Consider the following 25,445-nt stretch of genomic DNA (forward strand, 5'->3'; position numbering starts at 1 on the left):
AACGAGGGATTCAGGTGGACAGCGCTCAAGAGCTCCCGAAACCGAGAGATACGGTGCTTCGGGGGTTTTCCTTTTCATTCTATATGACCATGGCGGTCATTACGTCTTATTTCCCGCTTTATTTTCAAGCGCGCGGTTATTCTACAATTCAGATCGGACTGCTGTATTCGATCGGTCCGATGCTCGGCATCTTCTCGAATTTGTTCTGGGGATTCATCAGCGACAGAGCCCGTACCGTCAAGAAAATATTGATCTGCATTTTGTCCGGTCAGCTGCTGATGGCGGCTATCGTTTCGCAGACCTCCCAATTCAGCCTGCTGATGGTATTCATGGCGTTATTCTTTTTCTTTCAGACGCCGATGTCGTCTCTAAACGACAGCTTGACCCTGCTGACCATCCGCGGCACGAAAAAAAGCTACGCCTCCTTTCGCGTCTGGGGCTCCATCGGCTTTGCAGCGGCCTCGATCGTCTTCGGCATGCTGCTGAAAAAACAGGGAGCCGATATGACCGTGGATCTATGCCTGGGAACCATCAGCCTGACGCTGCTGCTTTCCCTGTTCCTGAGAGATGCCCAGAGCGCCAACCGTAAAAAAATCGAATTTTCGGGCATCGTCCAAATTATCGGCTCAAGGACGTTTCTGTTGTTTCTGTTGACGGTCGTCACCGTTTCGGTCGCGCACCGGTTCAACGACGGCTTCCTGGCCTTGTTTCTCCAGAAGCTGGGAGCGGACCAAACGGTCGTCGGCTGGTCGTGGATGGTATCTGCGCTGAGTGAGATCCCGATGTTCTTTCTGCTCAGCAAATACGGGCACCGCTATAAGGAGCTACCGCTGCTCGTCGTATGCTCGCTGCTGTATGTCGTCCGTTTCACGCTCATGAGTCTGGTCGACAATCCGCTGTGGGTCATTGCCATTCAGGCTCTGCACAGTGTCACCTTCGGTATTTTCATGTTCACGGTCATCCGCTACATTCAGAGAGTCGTGCCTGATGAATACCGCTCGACGGGGCAAGCAATTTATGCGGTAACCTGGTCAGGAGTCGCGGGCTTATTGAGCGGAACGTTAGGCGGATGGCTGTTCCATTCGGGAGGCCCCCATCTGATGTATACGGTAGGAGCCCTGCTCTCCTTCCTCGCTGCCATCGGATTTCTGCTGCTGCACGCCTTCGCAAAGGATGCCTGAGCAGCCCAATCGACTGACTGCGGTTGTCTTCGACACGTAAAACCGCTATAATAAACAGCAGCTTTTAGTACCAAGTCTTAATCATTTTTTATTGAAATAGCTTGAAGGGACGAGAACATCCATGCAATTTGAACAATTCAAATCCATCTTATTGGATCGCAGAAGCATCCGTAAATTTACCGAGCAAGAAGTCGCCATTGAGGATATAAAAGAACTGATTGACTGCGCCCGCTACGCTCCGAGCGATACGAACTCGCAAACGTGGGAGTTTATCGCCGTCGTCAATCGCGAGAAAATCAAAGACATCGAGCAGATGACCTGGGATCAGCTTCACAAAAGAGCCGCCGAGGCGGAGCAGCGCGGCCTGTCCAAGGAAGCGCGCCTGCTGGTCAAATCGTTCGGCCCGTACGCCACGGCTTTCTCCAACGCGCCGGTCCTGCTGATTTGTCTGGCAACGCCGTACAATTCCAAATTCCGCGAACGGATCTTCGACCCGGTTGAGCTGGTAGACGACTCCGTATGGGCCGAGGAAGGCATCAAGAGCAGCTGCCTTGCCGCGCAAAACCTGATGCTCGCCGCGCACGCCCGCGGACTGGCGACCTGCCCGATGACAGGGCCGGTGCTGCTGGCGGCCGACCAGCTGCGTGAATATTTGGCGATTCCTGTGGAAAGCCAAATCAATATGGTCATTTCACTCGGTTATCCGGCCGAGCGTCCGGGACGGCTGCCGCGCAAGGAAGTCGACGACATCCTGCGGATCGTCAACTAACGGCTTGCGCTTGCTCTTCTGCGCGCTCGCAGCTATAGCCGCCCCGCAAAAAAAAGGATGTACAAGGAAACCGTCGGTTCCCCTGTACTATCCTTTTGAATTGTTAGGCAAGCCCCTGCAAAAAAAGCAGTTCCCGAAAATTCATTTCCGAGAACTGCTTTCTCTTTAAGAAGCTATGCACTAATATATAAGAAAACTTTTACGATGAAGTAGGATCTCCATTCGTGATAGCTGGAACAAGCTGAATTCGAAGAAAACCCCATCGAAGTTTTTAGATCTTATAGCTTAATGACGTTAGCTGCTTGAGGACCACGGTTACCTTGAGTGATTTCAAACTCAACGGCTTGGCCTTCTTCAAGAGTTTTGAAGCCTTCGCCTTGGATTGCGGAGAAGTGAACGAATACGTCGTCGCCGCCGTCAACGGAGATGAAACCGTAACCTTTTTCTGCGTTAAACCATTTTACTGTACCTTTCAATGAAAACAACCTCCTAGAAGTATCGCCATCTAAGGGCGAATATAAATATTATAGCATCACATTTTTTATAAATCAACCTTCAAAATGCCTGAAACCGCCCGTTACCGTTCATTTTCTGAGGCATAAAAGCTCCGTCGATCCGGGAATAAAAGGAAGCTTCGACTCCATGATCCCGGCCGAAATTCCTTCCTTGCGCAAGCTTTCGATCAGCTCGTCCAGCTGCGGATATCGGACCCATTGAAGGGACAGCAGCGGATAAATTCGGACCTGGCCCCCCGGCCTGCACACCCGTACCAGCTCCCGCACCGCCTTCGAATGGAACTCGGGACCGAACTGCTCCCCGTACAGAAACAAGAAATGGCTGCACAGCACAAGGGAAAACGTGTTATCGGCAAAGGGAAGCTCCGGCAGCTTGGCGGAAATATATTTCAGCGCCCCTTCTGAATCCTTCCTGTGCCCGGCAAACGCATGCAGCGACGCTTCGCGAAGCGACCTGTGCCTCTCCACGCTGCCGTAATCGGACCAGTCGAATACCTCCTCAATGGCGGCCAGCTTGGAGGTGGAGACTTCGATCTCCTGCTCTCCGTGCCGGACAACGGCATAGGCATCCATCGCGTACAGCGGATCGGCCGCATAAGCGTCGAACCCTCTCAGGCAGGCTTCCGCCACAAAGGAAGAAGCGCCCGCGGCAGCATCCAGAATCGGCCCTGCATTCAAGTCTTCCTGCTCCAGCGCGAACATGCGCTCATACTCCGCAAATGACCGGCAGGTCATGGCAACGCCGGTTTGCGCATACATTTTGTGGCTCATCTTCATCTCTCCTCAGCTCGTCTCATCTTCACTCTTCTTAGGCTAAATCCGGCTTCGCCTATGCGAAGCTTAGAGGGAATTTTAGCACACCTTACAAATGCTGGCAATCGTTTTTCCTGAAGGACGCCGGTTCCTGCCTTGCTGCCACTTGATTTCCGCCCCGCCTTGCGGTATGATTCAGCCGATATCACTGTTAAAGAAATGGAGAACAAACCGATGATTAAACAGCACCTTATTTATAAGCGCGATAAATGGAATATGCTTACGGTTGAGGAGAACGGGAAGACGTTGATTCTGCGCGAGATTTCCGACCAGTGGGGCGAGGAATGCCATACCTTCCTAAGCCGTCCGGCTATGATGCATTGGGCGGAAAACCGCTTCCGCAAGGAAGACTTCGCCGGCAACGAAGAAGAGTACGACGCGATCATGGCGGCATTTAAAGAAGTGTAACTTTTTTCCGCGCGTGAAGGCTTGACTTCAAGCCTGTCCTCCTTTTATAATGAATTCAATTACATAAGATGTCCTCCAAAGGGGAGTAGCTGTCACAGTAAAGTCGTCAGTTCGGGCGCAAGCCCCGGCTTTATTGGCAACGAAACGTTGTTAGCAAGACCTTTGCCTATACGGTAGAGGTCTTTTGTGTTTTAAAGAGACCTGTACCGCAGCGGTAGAGGTCTTTTTTATGTAAAAAACATAAAAGGAGCGGATGAAACATGGAGTGGTTAAACGCGGCATTTTTTACTGCACTGCTCAGCATCATTCTTATCGACCTCGTACTTGCCGGTGACAATGCGATCGTGATCGGACTTGCGGCCCGGAACCTGCCGAAGGAGCATCAGAAGAAAGCGATTATTTGGGGAACGGTAGGCGCTATCGTCATTCGTGCGGTTGCAACGCTGGTTGTCGTCTGGCTGCTGAAGCTGCCGGCCCTGCTGCTGATCGGAGGCGTCATCCTCGTCTGGATCGCCTACAAGCTGCTGGTGGACAAAAAGGACCATGAAATCCAGGCTAAAAACAAGCTGTGGCCCGCCATTCAAACCATTATTGTCGCCGACGCGGTCATGGGCTTCGATAATGTGATGGCCGTTGCAGGCGTATCGCATGGAAGTTTCCTGCTCGTCGTTCTCGGACTGCTGATCAGCGTGCCTATCGTGGTCGCGGGCAGCACGCTGTTCATTAAATGGATGGATAAATTTCCGTGGATCATGTATGCGGGCGCAGCCGTTCTGGCCTTTACCGCAGGCAAGATGCTGACGGAGGACCCGCTGGTGCACGGCTGGTTCGAAGCCAATCCCGTCGTCAAATGGGCTTTGATCGTGATGGTTATCGCCGGAGTGCTGGTAGGCGGCTTGTGGAAAAAGCTGTTCGGCTTCAACGTCTCGGTCAACAATAACGGGCATCTGACGATTCCGAGGGAGCTGGTGGAGGAAGCGGATATCCACCCCGACGACAGCTTTAAGGCAAGCCAGGATGAGCAGGGACGGCTGATTTTGGTAAAATCCAACGGGTGACTTCGGCGCCTGTTCTGTTTCAAACCATTGTTTCGTACAATGGATCAAGGGGAAGGGCACGAGAGCTTTCGCGCCCTTCCTTTTTTTACATATCAGAATGTATTTATAACTTTTCGGGGTCCCCGCCGCCTCGAAGCATAATCCCCACTTTATGGGGTTATTTTACGGCTGTAAAGGAATTCCGCATTGCGGCGACGAACTGTAACATACTAAATCCGCTTTTCCGTACTGACGCAAAGCAACCGATGAGGTGAAAGTTTGCTATGAGCAACAGCGCTACCATGTTAACGTTTATTATCGTTTCTTTCTGCTTCGCTCTCGTGCTTATTATGAAGAAGGATACGCTCCCGTCCCATGTGAAACGGCCTCTGGCCATCCTCGCGCTGGTCATGGTCGTCTTCTCGTTTACGCTGATTGTCTACAGCTTCTTCAGCCTGCACAAGAGCTGAGTCCGACCGGCGCCTGCGGCGGGACGCTCTACCGTCTTCCCTCCTCCCGCCCGTTTTACATCGACACGTATTTTTTTTATAATTAAGCTACATTCCGGCCATACTAGGAAAAAAATTGCAGGGAGCGTGAGCGCTATGCGTTTTTTTCCCCTGGTCATGACGGGTGTGCTGCTCACCGGGACCATGTTGTCTGCCCCCGTGACAGCCGAACGCGCAACCAAACCATCCAAAATATCAAGGAGGGCTCCCATGAATCAAGTACTTACACGCAAAGACGTTCCGGAAGAACAGCGCTGGAAGCTGGAAGACCTGTTCCCGAATCAACAAGCCTGGGATCAAGAGTATCAGGCCGTGAAAGAAGAGATGAAGAAGGCAGCCTCATTCCATGGCAAACTGAAAGAGCCTGCAGCCATCAAGCAGTGCTTTGAGCTCGAAGACAAAATTTCCTTACATACCGAAAGATTGTACGTCTACGCTAATATGAAGCACCACGAGGATACAGCGGAACCTACATACCAGGCATTGTCCGATAAAGCCAAACGATTAAGCGTAGAAACCGGAGAGGCCTTATCCTTTATTTCACCGGAAATTTTGAGCTTGTCCGACGATGAGCTGAAGAAGCTGATTGCCGACCCTGAGCTCAGCTTCTACAAAAGAACGCTCGAAGAAATGGTTCGCGAGAAGCAGCACGTGCTGTCCAAAAACGAGGAAGCACTGCTGGCGCAGGTCGGCAACCTGTCCCAAGCCCCTGGAACCATCTACAGCATGCTGAACAATGCGGATTTGAAATTCCCTAAAGTGAAAAACGAACAAGGCGAGGAAGTCGAGCTGACGCACGGCCGCTACATTCAATTCCTCGAAAGCCGCAACCGCGAGGTGCGCAAAGAGGCGTTCCAAGCGATGTATGCGACGTACGGCAAAAATAAAAATACGATCGGCGCGACGCTGGCGGCCAATATTACCAAAAATATTTTTTATTCCAAGGTCCGCAAATACCCTTCTACGCTGGAAATGTCGCTCTACGGCGACAACATCGACAAAGAGGTGTACACGAACCTGATCGATGCCATCCACCAGTCGCTGCCGCTGATGCACCGCTATATGACGCTGCGCAAAAAGCTGCTCAAAGTGGATGAACTGCACATGTACGACCTGTTCGCCCCGCTGGTGGACGAATACAAGATGGATATCACTTACGATCAGGCCAAACAGACGGTCAAAGAAAGCTTGAAGCCGCTCGGCCAAAATTATTTGAACATTCTGCAGGAAGGGTTCGACGACCGCTGGATCGACGTTTATGAGAATGAAGGCAAGCGCAACGGAGCCTACAGCTGGGGCGCGTTCGGCACCCATCCTTACGTGCTGCTGAACCATAAGGACAACCTGAACAGCATGTTTACGCTGACGCATGAAATGGGTCATGCCATTCATTCGTACTTGTCCGATGCGAATCAGCCTTACCGTTATGCGCAGTATACGATTTTTCTTGCGGAAGTGGCCTCCACGCTGAATGAAGCGCTGCTGATGGATTATATGCTCAAGAAATCGACCGATCCGAAAGAAAAGATGTACCTGCTTACTTATTACATGGACCAATTCCGGACAACGGTATTCCGTCAGACGATGTTCGCCGAATTCGAGAAGATCACCCATGAGAAAGCGGAGCAAGGGGAATCTTTGACACCGCAGGAGTTCAGCAAGATTTATTATGATCTGAACAAGCTGTACTACGGCGACGACATGGTCGTAGATCAGGACATCGAGATGGAATGGGCGCGTATCCCCCACTTCTACAACAGCTTCTATGTGTACAAATATGCGACGGGCTTCTCGGCGGCAACCAGCTTTGCCAAACAGATTCTTGAAGAAGGCCAGCCGGCCGTCGATCGTTATTTAGGCTTCCTGAAAAGCGGAGGCAGCGATTACTCCATCAATATTCTGAAAAAAGCCGGCGTCGATATGTCTTCACCGGAACCGATCAAGCAGGCTATGGACGTATTCAAAGGCTTGCTGGAGCAAATGGAGCAGTTGGCTAAGTAATCCTTACTCACTACAAGGCTGCAGCATGCAGAGTCATGTTCGCAGCCTTCTCTTCATTTTCGCCGGAAAGGACAAACTACTATGAAAGCACAATGGACTTTTATATTTATCCTCATCTTTGCTCTGGTCACGGCTATTTTTGCCGTCATCAACGTCGAGCCCGTGCAAGTGCACCTGCTGTTTACCGAGACGACCATTCCTCTGATTCTGGTTATTCTCAGCTCGACCCTGCTCGGAGGCTTGATCGTCGGTTTAATCGGAATCAGCAAACAGTTTAAATTAAAGCGTACGATAAAACAGCTGGAGAAGCAGTTGAACGAGCTGAAGACGGGACAAGCGCAGCCGCCTGCTGCAGCCACCGCCGACGTTCCGGCGACACTTCCTGTCGAATCGGAAGAGAAGGATAACAACCCTATCGGCTAGACGTTATCTAAAGAAAATTTAGTAACCAATTTCCCTCTTTACTCATTGAACAATGCCCGGACATTCATTAATATGTTATTTATAATGTGAACTAATATAGCATATAGTAGGAAGGATCCTCCCTATGATAGATCCCTTAACACAGCTTGATTCTTTGCAGCTCGGATTTCTGGCTTTTCAACGCTCGGATTCGGGTATGGCGGTTTTATCCAAGCAACACATGATTTTGGCCGCGAACGTCGCTTTCCATCGATTGTTAGGCTACGCTGACCAACAGCTGCATGGTGTGTACTTAGATACTTTACTGCATCCAAGAATTCATACGCTGGGCAAAGACCGTTGGGAGACTTTACGGGAATTCCATTTCCTTCATCATGATGGGCATCATGTCGAGGCGCAGGTTACGATGACACCGCTGGATCCGTCCAATACGGCAAGCGGCTCCTTCCTGCTGCAGATCACCAAAACGATCGTGTACCGCCCTGCTCCTCCGCTATCTGCTGAAATATCAGCCGTTTCGAATCCATCGCTGGAAGAAATACTGGATGGCATTCCGGACGGCTTTGTATGCTTGGACTCGTTCGGGCGATTTACTTATATTAATAAGGCCGCTGAAAGAATGATACTGGCCAGCCGCGAAGCTCTGCTCGGAACCTACATCTGGAACAGCTTCCCCGAAGCGATCGGGTCGCCATTGTACGATCATTATTTATCATGCACTGCCACACAGCTTCCGGACAAGCTGGAGACGTACTGCGCCTCGAACAACCGCTGGCTGGAAATCCATGCCTATCCGAATGAACATACCTACTGCGCTCTCCTGAAAGATATCACGCTAAGCAAGGATAATGAGAGAGAGAAATCGCTGCAGGAAAGTGAAAAAATGTACCGGATGATCGCCGAGAATTCGACGGACATGATCGCGCGCATTTCCCTGGACGGGGTCTTCCTTTACATCTCGCCCGCTTCCCGGACGCTGCTCGGATATGAGCCGGAGGAACTGATCGGACGGCGTGTATATGAATACTTCCATCCGGAGGAATTCCAGGTTCGATTTATATCAGGAAAAACTGCAGTTGAGCGATTTGAATCTGAATCTTTCCGCTTACCGTTTCCGCAAAAAGGACGGAGCTTACGTCTGGTTCGAATCGACCGCCCGCTATATTCTGAACGAGCAGGGACATCATAGCGAAATCATCTCTATTTCAAGAGATATTTCCGCACGCAAGCATGTCGAGAAGCAGCTGCTCGAAGCTAACGAGCTGCTGCAAAAAATGTCCACGGTCGATGCGCTGACAGGCGTCGCGAACCGGCGGGGCTTCGATGAATGCTTCCATCGCGAATGGAAGCAGGGCATCCGGAACGCCAATCCCCTGTCCATGATTCTCGTGGATATCGATTATTTTAAACGCTTCAACGATTCGTACGGGCATGCGGAGGGCGATATTTGCCTTAAGCAGGTCGCCGCCGCCCTCAGCCAGGCTGCCGAACGCCCCAACGATTTCATCGCCCGGTACGGCGGCGAGGAATTCGTGCTGCTGCTTCCCGAAACGGATGCGAAGGGGGCTATTAAGGTGGCCGAGAAGCTTCGTATCGCCGTCGAAAAGCTCGGAATCGTTCATACCAGGTCCGACACGTCCTATGTAACGATCAGCCTGGGGACCCGCAACGATGATTCCCTGTCGGGATGCCGATGCGGCAGAGCTGTTTATCCGCGCGGATAAAGCCTTATATCAAGCCAAGCAGGACGGAAGGAATTTGGCCCGAAGATATCAATGTGAAGCTTAATCTGCAATCCGCAGCCCTGCGAAAGGGACTGCGGTTTTTTTTGCCCAATCCCCGTAAAAATTGGAACAAAAAGGTACACGCCTGCGTTTGAGATTACGAAAGGATGTACCGGCCGAATCTTAGCCAAGCCCGGCTCGTTTATTTTCATTTCAGTTGGAGGGAAGCACATGAATAAAATGTGGTCACTAAGTTGTCTGCTGGCATGCACGGTCTTTACTTCCGGGGCCTCACTGCCTTCGGCTGCAGAGCCGGACAGCGCCGATCCCGGCATTAAGCTGCAGTTGAACGGTCAAGCCGTTTCATTCAGCTGCATGCCGCGCCTGATCGATAGCACGCTCATGGTCCCGCTCAGAGACTTGTCGGAGGCTCTCGGCGTACAGGTGGAGTGGGACGAGGCAACCCAAAGCGCTACGGCGACAAAAGCGGACCGCTCGATCCGGATAACGGCAGGAACCGTTCAAGCCGAACGCCGAAACCAGCCGGTCCAGCTCGATACCGCTCCTCGCATGGAGGCCGGCAAATTGTATGTACCGGTCCGCTTCTTCAGCGAGTCGTTTGATTTCAACGTATTCTGGGACGGGCCGGCCCGATCGGTCTCTATTGCGGATGCCTCCACGGCTCTTCCAGCCGTGGGATCGGCAGAGCGTCTCCAGCAGCTGCTGGAGGAATCCGCTGCGCAGGGCTACGATACTACAGGCATAGCCGCCCTCCCCGCTGCCGTTGAGGATAGCTCCGCTATCGTTAAACGTTCTCCGGCGGCAGCGTTAAAGGAAGACGCTTCAGCGAGCGCCGCCTCCTCAGCCGCTTCAGCCGCCCCGGAGTCCAAGCCCTCCTTTTCGGGAACCAACATTCAGGTAAAGGGCGTAGACGAAGCGGATATTATCAAAACCGACGGCTCGCTGATTTATCAAGTCAACCGCAACCGGGTTCTCATTACGGCGGCCTATCCCGCCGATCAAATGAAGGTGCTGCAAACATTGAGCTTCGAGGACAAAAACTTCCGCGCCCAGGAGCTGTACGTGGACGAACATCGGCTCATTGTCATCGGCAGCACCTCCTACCCGCTGGAGGACAACAAGCCGGTCCCTGACGGCGAAGAACTGTCTGTTCCGGCCGTACAAGCAGCGGATGGAACATCAGCATCGGCAATGAAAATAAGGCTGATCCCTTCCCGTCCGCAGCGTACAACCACAAAGGCGATCATCTATGAGCCGGAGAGCAGCAGCGGCGCCTTCAGCAAAACTCGCGAGGCCGAGCTGGAAGGGTGCCTATGTCTCCTCCCGCAAAGTGGACGGCTCCCTGTATTTCGTCACCAATAAAGGATTGGCTTACTCCCCCGCGCTGCGCCTGAATCAAAGCCGGCCGGCCGCCGGGACGGATACGCTGTCTTCCCTGTCCAAGCAGCTCCCCGTCTATAAAGATTCAGCCGCCGGGAACGACTTTATCCCTGTAGGCTACGACAGCATCCGGTATTTTCCGGATTCGTTGAAGTCCACCTACTTAATGATCGGCGGCCTCAACCTGGATCAGCCAGGACAGAGCATGACGGTGCAGAGCTATCTCGGCTCCGGGAGCGAGGTCTATGCTTCCCGGAAGCATCTGTACGTAGTATCGCCGGAATACGCCGCTGCTTCCGTACAGCCCCTGGACACATCGGCGCCGCAGAGACGCATCGCCTCTTTCCGCGAGGAGAACAGCGCCATTTACAAATTCGGGCTGGACGAAGGGGCGATCCGCTATATCGGCCGGGGATCCGTGCCCGGGCATGCGGTCAATTCATTCGCCATGGATGAGAGCAACGGTTATTTCCGCATCGCTACCACCCGGCGTCAATGGAACGAGGGCGGCGGCATGAGCATGAGCAGCCAAATGTACGTACTGGATGAATCGCTTCAAACAGCCGGTAAAATCGAGAATATCGCCCCGGGCGAACAAATTTATTCCGTTCGTTATACGGGAGACCGCGCTTATATGGTCACCTTCCGAACCGTCGATCCGTTATTCGTCATTGATCTTAAGGAGCCTCAGGCTCCGAAAATCGTCGGCAAGCTGAAAATACCGGGCTACAGCAATTATCTGCATCCATATGACGAGAATCATATTATCGGCTTCGGCAAGGACACGGTTGAAATATCCAACGAATCCAGTTCCGGCGCTGCGCCGGACAATAGCTTTAATTCCTCAAGCGTATTTTACCAAGGCATGAAAATGGCTCTGTTCGACATCAGCGATGTGGAGCATCCGAAAGAGCTGTTCGTTGAGCGTATCGGCGACCGCGGAACCGAATCCGAGCTGCTGAACAATCATAAAGCGCTGCTCTTTTCAAAGGATCAGGGGCTGCTCGCTTTCCCGGTGACTGTCAGGGAAAACGCTGCGAACGGCAGCGCCGCCGCAGGAACGAAGCAGGTACAGGCCTCGCAGTATGGAAGCTTCACCTTCCAGGGCGCCTATGTTTATAAGCTTGACCTGACGGAAGGCTTTAAGCTGCAGGGAAAAATCACTCATTTGACCTCGGAGGACTATGACAAGTCCGGCGAGCTCGGCTCGGCGCCCCAGCGAAGCATTCACCGCGTTCTGTCTATCGGCGATACGCTTTACACCGCCTCGGAGCAAATGCTGAAGGCGACGGAGCTCCGTTCTTTTCAAGAGGTCGGAGCCGTGACCCTTCCCTAGCGCTCTTCCTTCCTACGGATCAAAAGGCTGAAGCCGTGCGCTTTCCTAACGCTTCCGGAAGCTCGTTTCAGCAGAAAAAAGGAAACCCCCGCCTCCTTTTATGGAGACGGGGGTTTCTGCGCGGGTTGCAAGCGCCGGACAGGCGCTGCAGCGCAATCGCGGCTGTTCCCGCGCTCCCGGCCTCAAACCCGGCAGCGGTACGATTGGCTGAGACGCGTGACCGGGGTCCGAACCGGCCGGCTAACGCCTTGCGATGCTCGTGACCAGCCGTGAGGCAGACAGCATGCGGGGCAGAGGCCGATAAGCCGATGGAGCCGACCGAGAGCCCAGCGCAACCCTGACGGCGGCAGCGCGTACTTAAGAGCCCTCGCTTTCCTGCCGCCTGCCCGGAAGCAACGGCTTATCCAACCAGCAGCGCATATAAAGCGGCGCTGACGGCTCCGCCGAACAATGAGCTGAGCATGTTCACCGTGTCATTGTTCATGAACGCCAGTCCTCGGGTACGGACAGCCGCCGCATCGCAATGGCGGCTCTTCTCGAGCTCCCGGCCGCAAACCGGACAGCGGTACATGACTTGAAGCACGGCTCCAAGCCAGGAATCCGCTAAAGAGCCGAGCAGCCCACCGAGGCCGCCCAGCAGCAGCAAAATGCCTAAAGCGGCGGCTCCCCCACCGCCGGGAACGCTTGCTGCGGCTGCCTCCGGCAGCAGGCTGCCGCCGCTGAGCGCCCAGCCCGAGGCTCCGATGAGCAGCCCTCCGGCTGCGGATGCGGCCAGCCCGAGGCGGGTGACGCCGCCCGACGTGCCGGCGGGCACCCGCCGGCCGCTGACGATCGAGCGGGGCTGGGATCTGCTCAGCCCGCCGATTTCCGTCGCCCACGTATCGGCATTCACCGTGGCCATAACGCCGATAAACCCGGCCCACCACAGCGGGTGCGGCCAGAAGACATGCCCGAGGCACATGATAACGCCGAGGCCTCCGTTAGCTATGACTTGCCCGGCATCGCGGCGTCCCGTTTTGGCATAATTCGCTTCTACCGCCGCCTTCTGCCGGTGCTTCCATTTGGACAGCAGGGTCGAAGTGATAAAGAACACCAGCAGCGTGCCGAACCAGGCAAGGCTTCCCGTTGCATACAGCAGTGTTCCCACGACGAAGGCCGCAGCGAAGCCGGAGCCGGATAACGATCTTTTCTTATAGGCCGCGCCCGCCACGATCAGGCTGCAGAGCGCGCCAATGAACCAGTCCAGCATAGGCTTCTCCTCAAACAAATGATTTACAGACTATAGACATTATAATATGATTTGCGTAGATGGAAAAATGAACCGGGCTTTGAGGAGGCTATTTCTATGTCGGACGGCGAAATACTCGGAACTGCAAGAACGGCAAAAGAACCCGAGCCGCATGAAATGCTCCGCATTATTTTTGACTATGCCGCCAAAATCGCCAATGAGCGCCGCCTGAACCATTTACTAATGCTGATGGCCGATATGGGACGCGAGATGGTTGTGGCTGACCGCTGCACCGTATGGCTGGCAGACTGGCCCCGCAGCGAGCTGTACTCCGCCGCAGCCCATGGCGTTCCTCTGCTGCGAATGCCTATGCAGGCGGGACTCGCCGGCCATTGCGTGACGACGGGGAAGGCGATTTTTATAGATGACGCTTATCGGAACGAGGAGTTCAAAGAAGTACTGGAGAACGGCGCGATCGCCATGGACCGGAAAACCGGATACCGCACCAAATCCCTGATGGTCATTCCTTTTCGCAACAATGACGGGGAAATTACAGGCGTCTATCAAGCGATCAACAAATTGACCGACGAAGAGCATTTTTCGAAAAAAGATATGGATTACTTGACGCTCGCCGCTTCCTACGCCGGAAAAGCGCTGGAGTCCGCCCTGCTGTCCCATGAAATCGAGGAAACGCAGAAGGAGCTTATTTTTACAATCGGGAAAATCGGCGAAAGCCGTTCCAAGGAAACCGGCAACCATGTGAAGCGCGTAGCGGAATATTCTTATATTCTCGCTTTGGGCCTCGGGCTGCCGCAGAAGGAAGCGGAGCTGCTGAAGATCGCTTCTCCTATGCACGATATCGGCAAGGTGGCCATTCCCGATGAAGTGCTCAACAAGCCGGGCAAGCTGAACGAGGCCGAATTCGATTTGATGAAAACCCATGCGGCTATCGGCTACGGCCTCTTGAACAAATCGAACCGTGAAATATTGAAAGCGGCCGCAATCGTCGCCCATCAGCATCATGAGAGATGGAACGGCCAGGGGTATCCGCAAGGGCTGAAGGGCGAAGACATTCACATCTTCGGGCGCATCACAGCTCTAGCGGACGTTTTCGATGCGCTAGGCAGCGACAGAGTGTACAAGAAAGCGTGGCCGCTCGAGCCGATCATCGCGCTAATCCGGGAGGAACGGGGCCGTCACTTTGACCCTCAGATTGTGGACGTATTTTTAAGTGAGCTCCCGAAGCTGCTGGAAATCCGGAAGCAGTACTCCGACGATGTGCTGTAAGTACGCAATTGGCATGAAAAGCAAACGGAGCACCCGCCATACGGCAGGGTGCTCCTTGCGTATTAATCCTGGATGCTCACGGTGAAAGCGCCGAAGCTTTCTTCTCCCCACAACAGCTCGAGCCGGTCGCCGGTTTGAACGGCAGCTACGCCGGCCGGCGTTCCGGTATAGATGATATCTCCTGCGCCCAGGCCGTAATGCTCCGCTATGTAGTCTATGATCACCTGCAGATTGAAAATCATATCGTTGATATTGCCCCGCTGTACTTCCTCACCGTTCTTGCGGAGCGCAAACTCGGTTTGCTTCGCCGCATTAAAGCCCGGAAACGGACGAAATTCCGAGCAGGGAGCCGAATTCAGAAAGCCTTTGGCCGGCAGCCAAGGCTGCCCCTTTTTCTTAATGACGGACTGCACGTCGCGCAGCGTGAAATCGATGCCGAGAGCCATTTGGTCAACCAGCTGGTCAACGGTTTTACCGGGAGCGTAATCGTCGCCCAGATGAAGAACGAGCTCCGCTTCGTAATGAATTTCCCCTTTGCCCCCAGGCAGCGCGATCGTCTGATCCTGCAGCGCAACGAATGCGTGCGTCGGCTTGATGAAAATCATCGGCTCCTCCGGAATATCGTTACCGAGCTCGGCTGCATGCAGCCCGTAGTTGCGTCCTACACAATAAATGTTGCGAATCGATGCCATCAGCCAACATCCTCCCTCTCGTCTCCCCATAAAATCCTAACGGGTTATGCCCCAAATTATAAGCCATAGGCCTGTAAATCTCAATCTTTATATTTCATGTATTGCAATCGGAAACCGCTAGGTGAAACACCGTTCATCCGCTTAAATGACTTGCTGAAATGGTATTCCTCCAAGTATCCGCATACTTTGGCGATCTCCTTGATGGTCAGGCTGGAATACATCAAATAATGCCGCGCATGCTCATTGCGGATATGGCTGTGGTAATGCTTCGGGCTCATCCCTACAGCTTGACGGAACCTTTTGCGCAAATAGGAAACGGAAATGCCGAACTGCTCCGCCAGCTCGTGAATCGTAAAATCGGAATCGTAGGAGGTCTCCAAATACTGCTTCACCCGCTCCAGCGCCAAAGCCAGACCCGCCGATTCCGCCCCGGCGCCCGTCTCCGTTCCCGATGGTACGTGCAGCTTGTGCAGCAGCGTCAGCAGCTTGGCCTGCGTCAGCAAAGCTCCGCCTTGGACGCCGGGAACCCAGCTGCGGTACATGTCGCGAAACAGCAGTCCGAGCTCCTTGCTTTGATCCGGGCTGAAAGCCCTCAGAAAAGGCAGCTCCAGCTGGGTTACTGGAGCGACAGCCGTCCAGCCCTCATCATATCCGACCTCCGCGCAGTCAAACAAAATCATCGTCATTTGCAGCGGGTACTGCTCGTCCGAGCACATGTCCATTTGCAGGCCAGGTCTCATATACGCCAGCATTCCCCCTTGTACCGGATGTCCCTGGTCGGTATAAAAGGTGCCTTTGCCTTCATGAATCCAGTAAAAGGTGTGCTCACCGGTATTGTTCCGTTTATCCCTCCAGCCGGGGGCCGTCCGCTTGTCCAGCACCCAGCGTATGTGCAGATGAAGCCTGTTGATATCGTACATGTTCACCATGCCTTTCTTCGCGGCCGTGTACAATCACTATACGCCCATAGAAGCGTTTTATACAAGCTTCAAGCTTCTTTTCTCCATTCTCGCCGCCCGGCATCAGTGATAAAATTTGCATAGATTCTAAGGAAATACCTAACAATGAACAGCTTATTGCAGGAGGAATAACATATGATCAGAACTTTTGCCGAGCATCGAATTCGCCAAACCCGGGAGCTTGGCGGCCAATGGGATTTTATTACCGATCCGGGTAATATCGGCGGACAGGAGCAGTGGTACAAGCAGTTTCCCGTCCCCCAAACGAACGTCTTCGTTCCCGCTTGCTGGAACAATGAATTCGGCTTATACGACTATGAAGGGGTCGCCTGGTACCGGACAACGTTCGAGCTTGCGCAGCCGGAGCATTTGCGGCTTATTTTCCATGCAGTGCTGGGACATGCGGATGTGTATTTGGACGGAACGCATCTCGGCTACCATTACGGCGGCTACTCGCCTTTTGAATTTATCGTATCCCGGGCGGCGGCAGGCACGCATGAGCTGATTGTGCGTACCGACAGCACCTTGACCCGGCAGACGATCCCGATCGACCTCGTCGATTGGTTTCATTACGGCGGCATCATGCGTCCGGTGGAGCTCCAGTATCTCCCGGACATCTTCATCGACAAGCTCCGGGTCGACTACACGTTAAACGACGCGCGGAGTCATGCGGACGTTAACGTCACCGTCCGGCTGCGCTCGCTCGGCGATGCGGATCGCAGCGTGCCGCTGAATCTGCAGGCGGACGGGCAGGTCTTCCACCAGGAGACGCTGACCGTTCCTGCGGGACAGACGGTGACGGCGGAGGTGCGCCAGACATGGACGGACGTCCGCCTATGGCAGCCTGGGCAAGCAGAGCTGTACCTGATCGGCGCCGTCACAGACACAGATGACCGATACGACCGGATCGGCTTCCGGCATATCGAAGTGAAGGAGCGCCGCATCTGCATAAACGGCGAGCCGCTTTATTTGCAGGGGGTGAACCGTCACGAGGAGCATCCGGAGTGGGGATTTGCTTTTCCACCGAAGCTGATGAAGAAGGATCTGGACCTGATCAAGGAGCTTGGGTGCAACACGGTCCGCGGGCCCACTACCCGCAAAGCCCTTATTGGATCGATCTGCTGGATGAGCACGGCATCGTGTACTGGAGCGAAATCCCCATGTGGGGCGCCCATATGCCGAAGGAAGTCACCACCGACGCCCTCTTCCGCCAGCGGGCGATGCAGATGATCGATGAAATGATCGAACGCGACATCCATCATCCGAGCATCGTCTTCTGGTCGGTTCATAATGAAATCGATACGACCTGCCAGGAAGCATTGGATCTGACGCTCCCAATGGTTGAGCTGGTACGCGGCAAGGACAGCTCGCGATTGGTGACCTATGCCACCATGCATCCTTTAAAAGACGTGCTGCTGCCGTTGTTCGACGTCATCGGCATCAACAAATACCACGGCTGGTACGAGGGCAAAGTAGAAGGCTTCCAGGAGATGCTGAAGCAGTTTCACGCCTATGCGGAATCCGTCGGAGCCGGCGACAAGCCGATTCTCATGACCGAATTCGGCGCAGCGGGCATTTACGGGGATACCGGCTGGGAGCCGCGCTTATTCAGCGAGGATTACCAGGCGCATGTCCTGACGGAAGCGCTGCGAATCTTCCGCAGCGATCCGAAAATCGGAGGCACGTACATTTGGCAGTTCGCCGATGTGCGCGCCGATCTGCAAAGCCAGCGGAACAGCTTCCGCGACCGGGCAAGAAGCTTTAACAACAAAGGCCTGCTTAACGAGTACCGCAAGCCGAAACAGGCTTACCGCGTCGTGCGGGACATTTATAAATCGGGCGCGCCTGAGAAAGGGTAAGCAATAAACGATAAATGGTAACCAATAAACCATAAACGTTAAACGGGTTCAAGATGGCCTCTGGGAAGCTGAAAGGGACAGCCATAAGCGTTCTCCTCCTTTAAGAAAGGAGAGACGCCTCCGGCTGTCCCTTTTGATTTTATGGAAAAGAAAGGCTGTGCTTGCTGCCTCTCCCTCTTAAGGCTCGGTCTTTTTCTTCGTCTGAGTCGTTGACGTGGATTTGGCAGACGACGAGGATGCGCTTCCTTCCTTCTTCGTCCCCGAAGCCGGCGTGCTCTTGGTGGCCGCTCCATTAGTCGAGGCGCCGCTCTTGGCACCGCCTTCGGAGGTAACTCCGCTCGTCTTCTTGGTCTCTGCCGCCTTCTTCACCACAGGAGGGGCAGGCGCTTTCGCCTTCTCCTCCTGAATCACTTTGCCGTCCGTGTCCACACGGGCATTGATCGAAATGCGCCCCATCTTATCGAACAGCTTCGCGCCATCCTCTTCCGTCATTTTTACCGGCTGCGCCCACTTGGTCAAGATCGGAACCATCTGCAGATCGCATGTCCGCTCTTTCGTGCATTCCGCATTGAGAATCATGCTGTCCCATGTATTGGCGTCTTCGTTCGTTGTAAAAATAAAATTGCCCAAGCTGTAGGCTATCCATTTGCCCTTATACTGCTCGAAGCCTTGAACGACGTGCGGATGGCTGGCAACGACCAGGTCCGCTCCCTGATCGATATATTGATGGGCCAGCTCGGTTTGTTCCTTGACCGGGCTGTCTTGTCTTTCCACTCCCCAGTGGGCGAAGACGACGACAAGGTCGGCTTGCTCCCGCGCTTCGGCAATCGCTTTTAACGCCTGATCGGGCACGTAGGTTCCCGCAACGCCAGGCTTATTCACCGTGGCAAACCAGGACGTATCGGGAACGACGCGGCTGAAGCCGAAAAAAGCGATCTTCACGCCGTTATGCTCCATAATCACCGGCTTGAAGGCCTCCTCGAAATTGCGTCCCATCCCAACCCGCTTCAGCCCCGCATTATCCAAGCTGTCCAGCGTATCCAAAAGTCCGGTTTCCCCGTAATCCATAATATGGTTGTTCGCCCCGGTGACCAGATCAATGCCGGCCGCTTGAAGAGCGGGCAGAGCTTCGGGAGAAGAGCGGTACACGTAATCCTTGGATTGCGCTTTCCCCTGTGCCGTCAGCGGCGTCTCCAGGTTCGCCATCGTAATATCCGCCTTCTTCAAATCGTCCGCTACGTATTGATACGGGTATTCCCATCCGTTCTTCTTCAGCAAATCCTCCACCTTGCTGGCGAACATAATGTCGCCGATGAAAGAAAGCTTCACCGTTCCCGCTTTGCCGCCGCCCACGGACGGTGCAGGCAGCTGAGGTCCCTGGATTGCCGCCTCGCTCGGCGTTCCTCCGGTATCCTTCGTTTCCGCTGTATGTACATCTGCCGCCGGCGGGACCGCTGGTTGCGAGACTGTGCCGGCTGGCGGGCTGGCCGCTTGCTGCGATACCGTGCCCGCTTGCTGCTCCTCGGCCTGTTGAGGCGCGTCCTGACGGGACAGCCAATTCATCAAATAAGAGAAGGAAGCAATCGTCAGCAGGCTGAGCACACCTATAGTTATCCAAGTATTTCGCTTGTTCCGGTTGACTTTGACCTTCTGATGCCTTTTTGATCGGGATTCTATGATGACCTACTCCTTTACCTGATTTGATCCAATTTGATGTCCTGACCTGCAGATTTCCTGGCAAAACAACCCTATTTTCGACTCTATTATATCAAAAGTTGTCGGACAGGTCATGAATCAATAGTGGCAAAAATAAAGGTTGCCAAACCCATCCAGTTTTTGATATGATTCTCCTCGTCTCTCATTTTACTCTACGCTACATCCTCTCAAAGCTGCCGCTTAACAACAGCTTCACTCTTATGTTACTCACCACATTTCAGCCGGATTGAACCGCACCGCTGCCGTTACCAGCAGGTGCCGATGCGCTGCAGGAAACAATGCAGCAGTTTTGCATGCCGCCAGCCGCAGGAACCGCCACCAGCAGGATATCAGAACCACCCTATCGAATAAAATGGCCGCTACCGTACGGCTAAGCAGCGTAAACGCCAAGCATCAAACACCTGGCAGGACCGGACAACAGGCTCTGCTCGTTTTGTCGACCCTGCAGACGATAACTCCCTGTACGATCCTTCAGGCAGCTTTTTCACACCGATCTTCACCCGTACGTAAAGCGTCACACTCCGTCTCGCAGCTCTCTTCGCTGAATGACTGGCACCGGAGCATGGCGCCGCTTTGCTTGTCCTCGCCAGTACCCGCTGGCATAGAAAATTACAGGAGGTATCCATGCTGTTTCCCGTATTAATTAAAAAAGCGTATCAACGCAACATGCAATACCGGGCTTCGCACATTATCAATACAGCCGCGAGCGCAGCCTTCGGTCTTATTTACGTGTCGATTTGGAAAGGGATCGGCCAGCCGGCCGGCGGAGACGGCTACACGCTGGATAATGTCATCCACTACGTCGCTTTCAATCAGGTGTGCCTTTGGATCACCCTATTCATCACCAACGGCCTCGGCATCGAGCGCTCGGTACGTACCGGGCAAATCTCGCTCGACCTGATGCGCCCCGTCCATTTGTTTTATCACCTGATGTGCCGGGAGTGGGGACAGATCGGATACCAGCTTCTCTACAAATCTTTGCCTATTTATATCCTTTATATTATAACGCTTCATCTGCCGGTCCCTACGAGCGCCGTCACCTGGCTCGGGACTGCCGCAGCGCTTACGATGGCGGCGTATATGAACATTTGCATCAATTATTTGATCGGCGTGACCGCTCTGTGGACGACGGAATCGAATTGGCTGTTCTGGGTTCATAACGCCATATCTACCGTTTTGTCCGGCTTTCTCATTCCGGTGGATTGGCTGCCCGGCTGGCTCCAAACCGTCAGCAGGCTTTCGTTCTATCCCTATATGCAGTATTTCCCTTCCAAAATTTATCTGGGGCTCACGCAGGCCTCAGCCGTATTATCCGTCTCGCTGCTGTGGTGCATTCTGCTCACCGCGCTCTGTCTTGCCGCTACGTCCGTCGTAAGAAAAAAACTGGAGGTGCAGGGCGGATGAATACGATCCGGATGTACGCGCTGCTGGTCAAAGCCAGCGTCCGCAGCCGAATGCAGTACAAGTTCAATTTCTGGCTGTCCACCCTGCTCGCCGCGATCGTGAACCTCATGGATTTCCTGCTGATTTCCATTATTTTGTGGAAGTTCGGCAGCCTGAAGGGCTGGTCGCTTTATGAAATCGGTTACTTGTACGCGACAATCATGCTGTCCAAAGCCATATACCGGAGCTTCGCCAGCGATGTGCACCATCTGGAAAAATATCTGGTTTCGGGCGATCTCGACCAGCTGCTCGTCCGTCCCGTTCCCCTGCTGCTTGCGCTCATGTCGCAAAATTTCCGCATCATGTTCGGCGAATACATTCAAGGAGGGATCGTCCTGACGCTCAGTATGCAAGCGATGCTGCGGTCGGGACAGATCGACTGGTGGGCGATTCCGCAGACGATAGCCGTTATCGCGCTGGGCTCGGTCATTCTGTTCGCCATCGGGCTCGGCACCGCCACCTTCGGCTTCTGGATCACCCGGGTCAGCGATTTGCAGAACCTGACCGAGGATGCGGCGCGCACCGCCGTCCAGTATCCGCTGAGCCTTTATCCCGGATGGCTGCGCGGTATTCTGCTGACCCTGATTCCCGTTGGCATCGCCAACTACCTCCCTGCCCTTTATGTGCTGCGGGACGGCTTCGGCTGGTGGCTGCTGCCGGCTGTCGCATTGTTCGCGGCATGCTTCCTGGGTCTGATGCTGTTGTTCTGGAGGCTCGGAATGAGCCGGTATCAGAGCACAGGCAGCTAAAGGCACAGACAGTTTAGGGCACGGACAGTGAACGGCACAGTCGCGCGGGCTCGACAGGATCGACCGAATCGACTCGAAGCACATCTTTCAAGAAAAATGACAGCCATGCAGGCGGACGGCACAGCTGCAGCTCTTCCGGCTCATGCCCGCACGCCTGCATTCGGCAAAGGAGCGCAGCCATATGATAGAAGTTAACCAGCTTTCCAAAAGCTTTCGTATTCCGCAGGCCGGTATAGGGCGGTGGGACAAAATTCAAGCCTTCCTGACGGGCAGGCATCACGAAAAACAAGCCGGTCCGCGACATCAGCTTCCGCGTAGACCGCGGTGAATTCGTCGGCTATATCGGCCCGAACGGGGCCGGCAAATCGACAACGATCAAAATGCTGACAGGAATTCTTCATCCCTCCGCGGGACAAGTGCTGATCGACGGTGTCAGCCCTCATCAGGCGAGGCGTCAGGTCGTCCGCAAGCTGGGCGTCGTTTTCGGACAGCGGAGCCAGCTGTGGTGGGATTTGCCCGTGCAGGACTCCTTCGATATTCTCGCCGCCATGTACAATATCGATCCGCAGCAGCACAAGCGGACGCTGACCGGGCTCAGCGACCTGCTGCAGCTGGATGAGTTCATCCGGACGCCGGTCCGGAAGCTGTCGCTGGGCCAGCGGATGAGAGCCGACCTGGCGGCGGCTATGCTGCATAACCCGGACATTTTGTTTCTCGACGAGCCGACGATCGGACTGGACATTGTTGCCAAGAAGGCGATCCGCGGCCTGCTGAAATCGTTGAACCGCGATCTGGGCAAAACCGTGTTGCTCACCACGCACGACATGGACGATATCGAGCAGCTGTGCGAGCGCGTCATGGTGATCAATCACGGGCAGCTGGCTTATGACGGAACGATCGACGTCCTGCGGGAGCGGATCGGGCTGCCGACGCGGATGAAGATCAGCTTTGCCGGCGAGGTGCATATCCCGGCCGAGTGGCGGGGCGGCTTTGATATCGTAGAGCGCGGCAGCTCCTCGATGACCGTCCGCTGCAACCGCAAAACCATTCAAGCGATGGAGGTGCTGCGTCAAGTCGAGCAGTGGGGCGCAATTGACGACGTCCATATGGAGGAACCCGACTTCGAAGAGATCATTCATCGTATTTATTAAGCGGAAGGAGAATTCCGAGCTCGGTACGGTGATTTTTTCATGGACCTTCTGGTTGCACGTGTGTCCCTTTGCGTTAAAAAACTTTATAATAGAATAAAAGCAATGAGCCGATCGGCCTAAAGCTAATTCGACGGGCTTAACCAAAGGAGTGATGGACAATGGCAAAAGTGGCAATCCTATCCGATATCCACGGGAATTTGCCCGCCCTGGAAGCGGTGATTAAAGACATCCGCAAGCGCCGGATCCAAAAGGTTATTTGCTTGGGCGATCTGGTAGGAAAAGGGCCTCAGCCCGCCGAGGTGGTGGACCGCATCCGGGAATGGTGCGAGGTAACGGTTCAAGGGAATTGGGATTTGGGCATCAACGATCCCCAGGATAAAGAAACCGGACAATGGCAGCAGGCCCGGCTCGGCGAGGAACGGCTGCAGTTTTTAAAAGAGCTGCCCTTCTCTCTCGACCTCCATCTGAGCGGCCGCTGGCTGCGTCTGTTTCACGCCTCCGCCAAAAGCGTGTACCATAGGGTTCCCCGCAAAGCCCCGAAGAAAGAAAGGCTCGGCCTGTTCCAGCACACGGACATGACCGGCTATCCTTCCGGTGAAGGGGAAGGGCGGCAGCCTGATATCGTCGGCTACGGAGACATTCATCTTCCGTTTGTTCAGACCCTCAAAACCAAGGAAGGCAAAGGGCTCCTGCTGTTCAATGCAGGAAGCGTCGGAGCGCCGTATGACGGGATTCCCCACGCCTCCTACGCGATTGTCGAAGGAAAGCCCGACGGCGGGGCAGGTGAGCCGTTTGCCATCCAGCTCGTGCGGGTTCCTTATGACGTCGAGCAGGTAATAGCGGTCGCCGAGCAGGTCGGGCTGCCGAATCTGGAACGTTTCCGCTACGAAATACGGACCGGTCTTGAGCAATAAACACCGCCGGACAGGCAGGAAAGGAGGAGGATGGTTTGGCAAGATGGCAAATTAATTTGACCGTGCTTTGGCTGGGGCAGTTTCTGGTCATGGGCGGCATGACGATGATCATTCCGTTTTTACCCTTGTACATACAGGAGATGGGCGTGACCGATACGCACCAGGTCGCCATGTGGTCCAGCGTTATTTTTGCAGGCAATTTCGTGACTTCCTTCCTGTTTCAGCCCTTGTGGGGCAGCTTGGCGGACCGCTACGGCAGGAAAGTCATGCTGCTGCGCTCGGGCTTCGGCATGGCGCTCGTCATGACGCTGATGGGCTTTGCCAGCGACCCGCTGCATCTGCTGCTGCTGCGCGTCCTAAACGGCATCATCTCCGGCTTTATGCCGGCCGCCGTAGCGCTGATGTCCACCAATACGCCAAGGGAAAAAATCGGCTTCGCCATGGGCACCCTCCAATCGGGAGGCGTGGCCGGCTCGATTCTCGGACCGTTTATCGGCGGGCTGCTCGCCGAGTGGATCGGTTTCCGCTCGATCTTTTACATTACCGGAGCCCTGCTGTTCTGCGCTTCTCTGCTCGCAACGTTTCTCGTCAAAGAGAAATTCGATGCGGCGGCGGCTCAGAACAAGCCGAAGGTATCTACCCTGGACAGCTTCCGGGAGCTGAAAAAAACGAAGGAGCTGCCGAGTCTGTACGCGGTCACGTTCGTCATCCAGTTCTCGATGCTCAGCTCGATGGCGCTCATCCCTCTCTTCGTGCAGGATTTGCACGGCAAAGGGGAAATGCTCGCGTTTTTTGCCGGACTGGTCGGCTCGGTCACCGGCTTCTCGAATATGATCGCCTCGCCGATTCTCGGCAAATTAAGCGACCGGATCGGCCCGGTGAAAATTCTTGCCGTCTGTCTCCTGGGGGCTGCCGTTTCGTTCATTCCGCAGGCGCTCGTCACCAACATATGGCAGCTGCTCGCCGCGCGCTTCATGCTTGGTATCTTTATGGGCGGCATGCTGCCCAGCGTACAAATGCTGATCCGCACCTATACGCCCAATGGCATGGAAAGCCGATCCTACAGCTTCAACACGAGCGCGCTGGCGCTGGGCAACATGATGGGTCCCGTCATCGGCGGCACGCTGTCCAGCTGGATCGGTATCCGCGGGCTGTTCCTGATGGCCGCCGTGCTGCTGTTCGCCAACATGCTCTGGGTGCGCAAGTCGCTGCTGCACCGCAGCGGGCGCCCGGAGGGCCGCCCTGCCGGATAGACCGGCGATAACGGTGCCGAAGACGCTATCGCAAAAAAACAACCACCATTCCTGTGCTCCCAGAAATCGGCGTATCG

Annotated in this window: 25 protein-coding genes and 1 pseudogene; 19 read left to right on the forward strand and 7 right to left on the reverse strand. The window is 54.5% G+C overall.

Going from position 1 to position 25,445, the window contains the following annotated elements; translation table 11 throughout:
• The first annotated feature begins 14 nt into the window (after positions 1-14).
• Positions 15-1,181: an MFS transporter gene (locus tag ACHHV8_RS24180; RefSeq protein ID WP_395161978.1), complete on the forward strand. Its 1,167-nt coding sequence runs from the start codon at positions 15-17 to the stop codon at positions 1,179-1,181.
• Positions 1,182-1,302: 121 nt separating this feature from the next.
• Positions 1,303-1,950, forward strand: a complete 648-nt coding sequence (locus ACHHV8_RS24185; protein WP_395161979.1) for a nitroreductase family protein — start codon at positions 1,303-1,305, stop codon at positions 1,948-1,950.
• A 278-nt stretch (positions 1,951-2,228) separates the two neighbouring features.
• On the opposite strand, the gene ACHHV8_RS24190 is transcribed toward ACHHV8_RS24185, so the two are convergent.
• Together ACHHV8_RS24190 and ACHHV8_RS24195 are read right to left on the reverse strand one after the other, a co-directional pair.
• On the reverse strand, positions 2,229-2,426 hold the full coding sequence (locus tag ACHHV8_RS24190; protein WP_395161980.1) for a cold shock domain-containing protein: 198 nt from the start codon (positions 2,424-2,426) through the stop codon (positions 2,229-2,231).
• A gap of 108 nt (positions 2,427-2,534) precedes the next feature.
• Positions 2,535-3,236, reverse strand: a complete 702-nt coding sequence (locus ACHHV8_RS24195) for a methyltransferase domain-containing protein (protein ID WP_395161981.1) — start codon at positions 3,234-3,236, stop codon at positions 2,535-2,537.
• A gap of 216 nt (positions 3,237-3,452) precedes the next feature.
• Between ACHHV8_RS24195 and ACHHV8_RS24200 the strand changes: the two genes are divergently transcribed.
• The 9 genes from ACHHV8_RS24200 (at position 3,453) to ACHHV8_RS24240 (ending at position 12,117) form a co-directional block, all read left to right on the forward strand.
• A complete protein-coding gene (locus ACHHV8_RS24200; RefSeq protein ID WP_395161982.1) occupies positions 3,453-3,686 on the forward strand; it encodes a hypothetical protein in 234 nt (77 codons plus the stop codon).
• A gap of 260 nt (positions 3,687-3,946) precedes the next feature.
• On the forward strand, positions 3,947-4,744 hold the full coding sequence (locus ACHHV8_RS24205; RefSeq protein WP_395161983.1) for a TerC family protein: 798 nt from the start codon (positions 3,947-3,949) through the stop codon (positions 4,742-4,744).
• A 263-nt stretch (positions 4,745-5,007) separates the two neighbouring features.
• Complete coding sequence (locus ACHHV8_RS24210) at positions 5,008-5,193, forward strand: hypothetical protein (protein ID WP_395161984.1); 186 nt, start codon at positions 5,008-5,010, stop codon at positions 5,191-5,193.
• A 249-nt stretch (positions 5,194-5,442) separates the two neighbouring features.
• A complete protein-coding gene (pepF, locus tag ACHHV8_RS24215; RefSeq protein WP_395161985.1) occupies positions 5,443-7,233 on the forward strand; it encodes an oligoendopeptidase F in 1,791 nt (596 codons plus the stop codon).
• Positions 7,234-7,314: 81 nt separating this feature from the next.
• The gene (locus ACHHV8_RS24220; RefSeq protein WP_395161986.1) at positions 7,315-7,656 is read left to right on the forward strand and encodes a LapA family protein; all 342 of its coding nucleotides are present in this window, start codon (positions 7,315-7,317) and stop codon (positions 7,654-7,656) included.
• Between the two features lie 124 nt (positions 7,657-7,780).
• On the forward strand, positions 7,781-8,845 hold the full coding sequence (locus ACHHV8_RS24225) for a PAS domain-containing protein (RefSeq protein WP_395161987.1): 1,065 nt from the start codon (positions 7,781-7,783) through the stop codon (positions 8,843-8,845).
• Positions 8,733-9,380: a sensor domain-containing diguanylate cyclase gene (locus ACHHV8_RS24230; RefSeq protein WP_395161988.1), complete on the forward strand. Its 648-nt coding sequence runs from the start codon at positions 8,733-8,735 to the stop codon at positions 9,378-9,380. The genes ACHHV8_RS24225 and ACHHV8_RS24230 overlap by 113 nt, the downstream gene beginning before the upstream one ends.
• Before the next feature lie 231 nt (positions 9,381-9,611).
• Positions 9,612-10,763, forward strand: coding sequence for a stalk domain-containing protein (locus ACHHV8_RS24235; protein WP_395161989.1), 1,152 nt, complete (start codon positions 9,612-9,614; stop codon positions 10,761-10,763).
• Positions 10,651-12,117, forward strand: coding sequence for a beta-propeller domain-containing protein (locus ACHHV8_RS24240; RefSeq protein WP_395161990.1), 1,467 nt, complete (start codon positions 10,651-10,653; stop codon positions 12,115-12,117). The genes ACHHV8_RS24235 and ACHHV8_RS24240 overlap by 113 nt, the downstream gene beginning before the upstream one ends.
• A 400-nt stretch (positions 12,118-12,517) precedes the next feature.
• Here ACHHV8_RS24240 and ACHHV8_RS24245 read toward each other — a convergent pair whose 3' ends face one another.
• Positions 12,518-13,366, reverse strand: a complete 849-nt coding sequence (locus tag ACHHV8_RS24245; protein ID WP_395161991.1) for a DUF92 domain-containing protein — start codon at positions 13,364-13,366, stop codon at positions 12,518-12,520.
• A 96-nt stretch (positions 13,367-13,462) separates the two neighbouring features.
• Here ACHHV8_RS24245 and ACHHV8_RS24250 point away from each other — a divergent pair, with 96 nt between their 5' ends.
• A complete protein-coding gene (locus tag ACHHV8_RS24250; protein WP_395161992.1) occupies positions 13,463-14,632 on the forward strand; it encodes an HD domain-containing phosphohydrolase in 1,170 nt (389 codons plus the stop codon).
• A 62-nt stretch (positions 14,633-14,694) separates the two neighbouring features.
• Here the strand turns inward: ACHHV8_RS24250 and ACHHV8_RS24255 are convergent, their stop codons facing one another.
• Together ACHHV8_RS24255 and ACHHV8_RS24260 are read right to left on the reverse strand one after the other, a co-directional pair.
• Positions 14,695-15,324: a fumarylacetoacetate hydrolase family protein gene (locus tag ACHHV8_RS24255; protein ID WP_395161993.1), complete on the reverse strand. Its 630-nt coding sequence runs from the start codon at positions 15,322-15,324 to the stop codon at positions 14,695-14,697.
• 80 nt (positions 15,325-15,404) lie between these two features.
• Positions 15,405-16,277: an AraC family transcriptional regulator gene (locus ACHHV8_RS24260; RefSeq protein WP_395161994.1), complete on the reverse strand. Its 873-nt coding sequence runs from the start codon at positions 16,275-16,277 to the stop codon at positions 15,405-15,407.
• A 141-nt stretch (positions 16,278-16,418) separates the two neighbouring features.
• Here ACHHV8_RS24260 and ACHHV8_RS24265 point away from each other — a divergent pair, with 141 nt between their 5' ends.
• Positions 16,419-17,513, forward strand: a complete 1,095-nt coding sequence (locus ACHHV8_RS24265) for a glycoside hydrolase family 2 protein (RefSeq protein WP_395161995.1) — start codon at positions 16,419-16,421, stop codon at positions 17,511-17,513.
• Positions 17,423-18,142 carry a glycoside hydrolase family 2 TIM barrel-domain containing protein gene (locus ACHHV8_RS24270; RefSeq protein ID WP_395161996.1) on the forward strand — a complete coding sequence of 240 codons (720 nt, stop codon included), beginning with the start codon at positions 17,423-17,425 and terminating at the stop codon, positions 18,140-18,142. The genes ACHHV8_RS24265 and ACHHV8_RS24270 overlap by 91 nt, the downstream gene beginning before the upstream one ends.
• Positions 18,143-18,319: 177 nt before the next feature.
• On the opposite strand, the gene ACHHV8_RS24275 is transcribed toward ACHHV8_RS24270, so the two are convergent.
• Together ACHHV8_RS24275 and ACHHV8_RS24280 are read right to left on the reverse strand one after the other, a co-directional pair.
• Positions 18,320-19,744 (reverse strand): CapA family protein, encoded by a 1,425-nt coding sequence (locus ACHHV8_RS24275; protein ID WP_395161997.1) that lies wholly within the window; start codon positions 19,742-19,744, stop codon positions 18,320-18,322.
• A gap of 321 nt (positions 19,745-20,065) precedes the next feature.
• Positions 20,066-20,248: a hypothetical protein gene (locus tag ACHHV8_RS24280; RefSeq protein WP_395161998.1), complete on the reverse strand. Its 183-nt coding sequence runs from the start codon at positions 20,246-20,248 to the stop codon at positions 20,066-20,068.
• Between the two features lie 234 nt (positions 20,249-20,482).
• On the opposite strand from ACHHV8_RS24280, the gene ACHHV8_RS24285 reads away from it, so the two are divergent.
• The 5 genes and pseudogenes from ACHHV8_RS24285 to ACHHV8_RS24305 all read left to right on the forward strand — a co-directional run bounded on the left by ACHHV8_RS24285 (position 20,483) and on the right by ACHHV8_RS24305 (position 25,368).
• Positions 20,483-21,262, forward strand: coding sequence for an ABC transporter permease (locus ACHHV8_RS24285; protein ID WP_395161999.1), 780 nt, complete (start codon positions 20,483-20,485; stop codon positions 21,260-21,262).
• Positions 21,259-22,050 carry an ABC transporter permease gene (locus ACHHV8_RS24290; protein WP_395162000.1) on the forward strand — a complete coding sequence of 264 codons (792 nt, stop codon included), beginning with the start codon at positions 21,259-21,261 and terminating at the stop codon, positions 22,048-22,050. Before ACHHV8_RS24285 ends, ACHHV8_RS24290 begins: the two co-directional genes overlap by 4 nt.
• A gap of 181 nt (positions 22,051-22,231) precedes the next feature.
• Positions 22,232-23,201, forward strand: a pseudogene (locus ACHHV8_RS24295) (ABC transporter ATP-binding protein).
• Between the two features lie 158 nt (positions 23,202-23,359).
• Entirely contained in the window at positions 23,360-24,115 is a 756-nt protein-coding gene (locus tag ACHHV8_RS24300) for a metallophosphoesterase family protein (RefSeq protein WP_395162001.1), read from the forward strand.
• A 35-nt stretch (positions 24,116-24,150) separates the two neighbouring features.
• On the forward strand, positions 24,151-25,368 hold the full coding sequence (locus ACHHV8_RS24305) for an MFS transporter (RefSeq protein WP_395162002.1): 1,218 nt from the start codon (positions 24,151-24,153) through the stop codon (positions 25,366-25,368).
• The last annotated feature ends 77 nt before the right edge of the window (positions 25,369-25,445 follow it).

Origin of the sequence: Paenibacillus sp. TAB_01 (assembly GCF_043945595.1) — a bacterium.
In the GTDB taxonomy this organism is placed as follows: domain Bacteria; phylum Bacillota; class Bacilli; order Paenibacillales; family NBRC-103111; genus Paenibacillus_S.

Coding starts and splice junctions, on each gene's coding strand:
- ACHHV8_RS24285 (WP_395161999.1), top strand. CDS start 20,483: ATGCTGTTTCCCGTATTAATTAAAAAAGCGTATCAACGCAACATGCAA.
- ACHHV8_RS24255 (WP_395161993.1), bottom strand. CDS start 15,324: ATGGCATCGATTCGCAACATTTATTGTGTAGGACGCAACTACGGGCTG.
- ACHHV8_RS24200 (WP_395161982.1), top strand. CDS start 3,453: ATGATTAAACAGCACCTTATTTATAAGCGCGATAAATGGAATATGCTT.
- ACHHV8_RS24210 (WP_395161984.1), top strand. CDS start 5,008: ATGAGCAACAGCGCTACCATGTTAACGTTTATTATCGTTTCTTTCTGC.
- ACHHV8_RS24290 (WP_395162000.1), top strand. CDS start 21,259: ATGAATACGATCCGGATGTACGCGCTGCTGGTCAAAGCCAGCGTCCGC.
- ACHHV8_RS24220 (WP_395161986.1), top strand. CDS start 7,315: ATGAAAGCACAATGGACTTTTATATTTATCCTCATCTTTGCTCTGGTC.
- ACHHV8_RS24265 (WP_395161995.1), top strand. CDS start 16,419: ATGATCAGAACTTTTGCCGAGCATCGAATTCGCCAAACCCGGGAGCTT.
- pepF (WP_395161985.1), top strand. CDS start 5,443: ATGAATCAAGTACTTACACGCAAAGACGTTCCGGAAGAACAGCGCTGG.
- ACHHV8_RS24245 (WP_395161991.1), bottom strand. CDS start 13,366: ATGCTGGACTGGTTCATTGGCGCGCTCTGCAGCCTGATCGTGGCGGGC.
- ACHHV8_RS24250 (WP_395161992.1), top strand. CDS start 13,463: ATGTCGGACGGCGAAATACTCGGAACTGCAAGAACGGCAAAAGAACCC.
- ACHHV8_RS24240 (WP_395161990.1), top strand. CDS start 10,651: ATGAGCCGGAGAGCAGCAGCGGCGCCTTCAGCAAAACTCGCGAGGCCG.
- ACHHV8_RS24225 (WP_395161987.1), top strand. CDS start 7,781: ATGATAGATCCCTTAACACAGCTTGATTCTTTGCAGCTCGGATTTCTG.
- ACHHV8_RS24300 (WP_395162001.1), top strand. CDS start 23,360: ATGGCAAAAGTGGCAATCCTATCCGATATCCACGGGAATTTGCCCGCC.
- ACHHV8_RS24205 (WP_395161983.1), top strand. CDS start 3,947: ATGGAGTGGTTAAACGCGGCATTTTTTACTGCACTGCTCAGCATCATT.
- ACHHV8_RS24185 (WP_395161979.1), top strand. CDS start 1,303: ATGCAATTTGAACAATTCAAATCCATCTTATTGGATCGCAGAAGCATC.
- ACHHV8_RS24235 (WP_395161989.1), top strand. CDS start 9,612: ATGAATAAAATGTGGTCACTAAGTTGTCTGCTGGCATGCACGGTCTTT.
- ACHHV8_RS24195 (WP_395161981.1), bottom strand. CDS start 3,236: ATGAGCCACAAAATGTATGCGCAAACCGGCGTTGCCATGACCTGCCGG.